At 73.4% G+C, this 4181-nt stretch carries 4 protein-coding genes; all 4 read right to left on the bottom strand.

What is annotated here, in order from left to right; genetic code table 11:
• Window positions 1–131: 131 nt before the first annotated feature.
• Window positions 132–1370, bottom strand: a complete 1239-nt coding sequence (gene mshC / locus F8271_RS30135) for a cysteine--1-D-myo-inosityl 2-amino-2-deoxy-alpha-D-glucopyranoside ligase (RefSeq protein WP_151493192.1) — start codon at window positions 1368–1370, stop codon at window positions 132–134.
• 66 nt (window positions 1371–1436) lie between these two features.
• Window positions 1437–2276, bottom strand: coding sequence for an SCO1664 family protein (locus F8271_RS30130; protein ID WP_151493191.1), 840 nt, complete (start codon window positions 2274–2276; stop codon window positions 1437–1439).
• Window positions 2273–2851, bottom strand: coding sequence for a DUF3090 domain-containing protein (locus F8271_RS30125; RefSeq protein WP_151493190.1), 579 nt, complete (start codon window positions 2849–2851; stop codon window positions 2273–2275). The genes F8271_RS30130 and F8271_RS30125 overlap by 4 nt, the downstream gene beginning before the upstream one ends.
• A 142-nt stretch (window positions 2852–2993) precedes the next feature.
• Window positions 2994–3707 (bottom strand): MSMEG_4193 family putative phosphomutase, encoded by a 714-nt coding sequence (locus tag F8271_RS30120; protein ID WP_151493189.1) that lies wholly within the window; start codon window positions 3705–3707, stop codon window positions 2994–2996.
• Between the last annotated feature and the right edge of the window lie 474 nt (window positions 3708–4181).

Here is a 4181-nt window from a genome sequence, read left to right as displayed (position 1 = left end):
CCCACATCTGGGGCAGCTCTACAGGGCACCGCACAGCCACGCCCACCCGGCCGGCGAAGTCCCCTCGGAACACGCTGCAGGAGTGCCGCAACGGGCCGGCCTCGCGGGGCCGCGAGGCCGGGGTGTACGTGTCAGAGGCGGATGCCCAGGAGGGCGTCGACCGTCTTCGCGAAGAGGGCGGGCGCTTCGGGGTCATCCGGGGCGCCCGCCAGGGTCGCGTCGGCCCAGCGGTCGGCAGCCGCCAGGGCTCCGGGGGTGTCGAGGTCGTCGGCCAGGCGTTCGCGTACCCCGGCCAGCAGCTCGGCCCCGGACGGCCCGGCGGGCGCGGTGGCGGCCCGCCGCCAGCGGTCCAGGCGCTCCTGCGCGGCCGTGAGCAGCTCGTCGGTCCAGGTGCGGTCGCTGCGGTAGTGCCCGGAGATCAACGCGAGCCGGATCGCCATCGGGTCGACCTTGTCGGCGCGCAGCCGGGAGACGAAGACCAGATTGCCGCGGGACTTGGACATCTTCTCGCCGTCCAGGCCAATCATCCCGGCGTGCACGTAGTGCTCGGCGAACGGCGCCTGGCCGGTCAACCGCTCGGCGTGCGCGGCGGACGCCTCGTGGTGCGGGAACAGCAGGTCGTTGCCGCCGCCCTGTACGTCGATCCGGTCGCCGAGCAGGTTCAGGGCGATCACCGCGCACTCGATGTGCCAGCCGGGGCGGCCCATGCCCAACTCCCCGCCCGGCCAGGACGGCTCACCCTCGCGGGCGCCACGCCACAGCAGCGGGTCCAGTGGGTCGCGCTTGCCGGCCCGGTCCGGGTCACCGCCGCGCTCCGGGAAGATCTTCAACATCTGCTCGCGGGTCAGGTTGGACTCGTAGCCGTAGCGGCCGGTGGCGGAGATGTCGAAGTAGACGTCGCCGGTGCCGTCGTCGAGGCGGTACGCGGCACCGTCCTTGACCAGCACCTCGACCTTGTCGACGATGTCCGGGATCGACTCGACCGCACCCACGTAGCGCTCTGGCGGAATGATCCGCAGCGCCTCCATGTCCTCCCGGAACAGCGCCGTCTCCCGCATCGCCAGGACCACCCAGTCCTCGCCGTCGCGGGCGGCCCGCTCCAGCAGCGGGTCGTCGATGTCGGTGACGTTCTGCACGTAGCGCACCGGGCGGCCGGCGTCGCGCCACATCCGCTGCACCAGATCGAAGGAGATCATCGTGGCGGCGTGGCCGAGGTGGGTGGCGTCGTACGGGGTGATGCCGCAGACGTACATGCGTCCCGCGTCGGCCGGCGCACTCGGGTGGACACCCTGTCGCGCTGAGTCGTACAACGCCAACGACTCGCCCCTGCCCGGCAGCCGTGGCACCTCGTGTCCCGCCCAAGACTCCATGGCCTCAGCCTAGCCAGCCTCGCGACGGCCCCGGGCCGCCCCACAGGTGATCAAGATGACAGCGGATCACATGGGGGGCCAGGGCACCGCCGGCCAGTCCTCGGGCGGCTGCGGGAAGCGACCGGTCTCGCGCAGCCGGTCGACGCGGGCGGCCACCTCGGCGACCTCGCTGATCGTCAGGTGATCGGCCAGTTCCGCGCCGAGCGCCCCGGCGACCTGGCCGGCGAGCCCGTCGAGCATCTCCACCGCGTCCGGCGGCAACTGCTTGCCGGCCCAACCCCAGAGCACCGTACGGAGCTTGTCCTCCACGTGGAAGCTCACCCCGTGGTCCACGCCGTAGATCCGGTCGTCCGCGCCGACGAGCACGTGGCCGCCCTTGCGGTCGGCGTTGTTGAGCACCGCGTCGAGCACCGCCAGTCGAGCCAGCCGCGGGTCGTCCGCGTGCGCGAGCGCGTACGCGGTGCCGTCGTCGTCCCGTGCCGCCGCGATCGGGAACCAGCGCGGCGGCAACGCGTCCGCCGGCACGAACCCGACCAACGGCTCAGCGGTCTCCGGCTCGTCGATCCACAGCTGGCAGGAACCCGGCCCGAACGGCCCGTCGCGCAGCACCGTCGGCGGCACCAGGTCCCAGCCGGTGGCCCGGGACACCAGGTACGCCGACACCTCCCGGCCGGCGAGAGTGCCGTCCGGGAAGTCCCACAGCGGGCGCTCCCCACGGACCGGTTTGTAGACACAGCGGGCCGTGGCGCCGTCGAGGGTCAGGATGCCGCGCAGGGTCGTGTTCGACGCGTCGACGAGCCGCCCCTCCAGATCGAGCGTGCCGTCGCGCAACAGCCGCAGCGCGGCGTCGCCGTCCAGCCGGGGCTGGTCGCCGTCCTGGCGGGGCTGGAGGCCGGACGAGGTCACCGGTGGTAACCGTTGTGCCGCGGGCACAGGTGCCCGGCGGGGTCCAACGGCTGGCCGCACAGCGGGCACGGCGGCCGGCCCGCGTTCACCACGCGCCGGGCCCGCTCGATGAACTGGCGGGTCGCCTGCGGGGTGAGCCGGACCCGAAGCCGGTCCAGGTCCTCGTCCGGCTCGTCGTCGTCCTCGTCGTCCTCGTCGTCCTCGTCGCCCAGCTCGACCTCGGGTTCGACCTCGCCCGCCGCGATCGCCTCGATCACCACGGTCGCGGTGTCCACGTCGAAGGCCAGCCCGAGAGTCCCGACGCGGAACTCCTCGTCGACCGGAGTGTCCAGCGGCTCATTGTCGCCGATCACCGGGGCCAGCTCGGGCAGGTCCACCCCGAAGCGGCGCTGCGCCTCGGTGAGCAGTTCCTCCAGCTTTTCGGCGAGCAGTGACACCTGGACCTTCTCCAGCGCGACGCTGACCAGCCTGCCGCCGCCGCGGGCCTGCAGGAAGAACGTGCGCTCCCCCGGCGGCCCGACAGTCCCGGCGACGAACCGCTCCGGCGGTTCGAAGGCGTGCACCTGGTGGGTCATACCCACGACCCTATCCGGCCCGCCATGGCATCGCGCACCCCACCGACGCGAATCGCCGCAGGGGCGGCGCGCCCGGCGTACCAGGGGTTGCACCCGGGCGTGGCGGCCGTGGGGGCCGTCGGCGGGGGTGTCGTGACACGCGTCACCGGGACGCACCCGCCCCGCCGCCGACGGCCGCGTCCGAGTCGGCCGCGCGGGCCGCCCGCCGGCGCCGCTTCGGAGGCGGCGGCACCAGCGCCGCCAGGTCGCCGCCGGTGTCGTTCAGCCGGACGAGGAACGGCCGCAGCGGCGTGAACCGGATCGCGGTCACCGACGCCGGATCGGCCACGATCCGCTGAAAAAGATCCAGGTGTACGCCGAGCGCGTCCGCCACGATGGCCTTGATCACGTCACCGTGGCTACAGGCCAGCCAGACCGCCTCGGGCCCGTGCTCCGCGGTCACCCGGGCGTCCCACGACCGCACCGCCGCCACGGCGCGCGCCGCCATCGCCGCCATCGCCTCCCCGCCCGGGAAGACCGACGCGCTGGGATGCTGCTGGACCACCGGCCAGAGCGGCTCCTTGGCGAGCTTCTTCAGCGGCTGCCCCTCCCAGCTACCGTAGTCGCACTCGATCAACCCCTCCTCCACCACCGGGGCAGCCTGCGGAAGCGCCAACTCCAGCGTCTGCCGACAGCGGATCAACGGGCTGGTCACGACGGCGGCCAGAGGCACCGCCCGTAGCCGTTCGCCCACCGCGGCGGCCTGGGCGCGCCCGGTGTCGTCCAGCTCGACGGGTTGCCGGCCGGCCAGGCCGCCGTCGGCGTTCGCCGTGGTCCGGCCGTGTCGCAGAAGCAGAAGGGTCGCCACCCTGACCACCCTAGGGCCTCCGCCGCACCCCCCGACCGCCACGGGCTCCGGCCCGCCCACCGGGTCCTGCGACATGCGAGGTGCCTGTCGGAGCCCGGGTGAATCGGGCGTTTCGGCCGGGCTGGGCTGGTTGCCCAATGATGATCGACTCGATTTCCTGGAAACCGGGGTGTCACCCCGTCCCGGATACCCCGTACTCGCCGAACCTGAGTGGATCACCCCGTGATTGCCCGATGTGGGGTCGTGGCCGGTCGCGTCGGGTGGGTGGTTTGTCCGGTGGTGGGGGTTGTGGGCAGTGACCGGCCGCACCCGGGCGGTGGAATGGTGGCTGGCCGGGGGTCGTTACATACCCTGACGATCGCAGGACCACCGCCGCCGGCTCGACCCCGACGCGGGGTGGGAATGCCCGGCCCGGTCCGGTCGTTGCAGACCCGGCCAGCGACCAGGCCCCGCCGTGATGCGGGCGCCGCTGGATGGGCCGCC

The organism is Micromonospora sp. ALFpr18c (genome assembly GCF_008868155.1).
Taxonomy (GTDB): Bacteria; Actinomycetota; Actinomycetes; order Mycobacteriales; family Micromonosporaceae; genus Micromonospora.
This window is presented reverse-complemented; position numbering and strand designations above follow the sequence as displayed.

What these genes read in the sequence shown, in the direction of transcription:
- mshC (WP_151493192.1), bottom strand. Translation starts at nt 1,370, where the DNA reads ATGGAGTCTTGGGCGGGACACGAGGTGCCACGGCTGCCGGGCAGGGGC.
- F8271_RS30125 (WP_151493190.1), bottom strand. Translation starts at nt 2,851, where the DNA reads ATGACCCACCAGGTGCACGCCTTCGAACCGCCGGAGCGGTTCGTCGCC.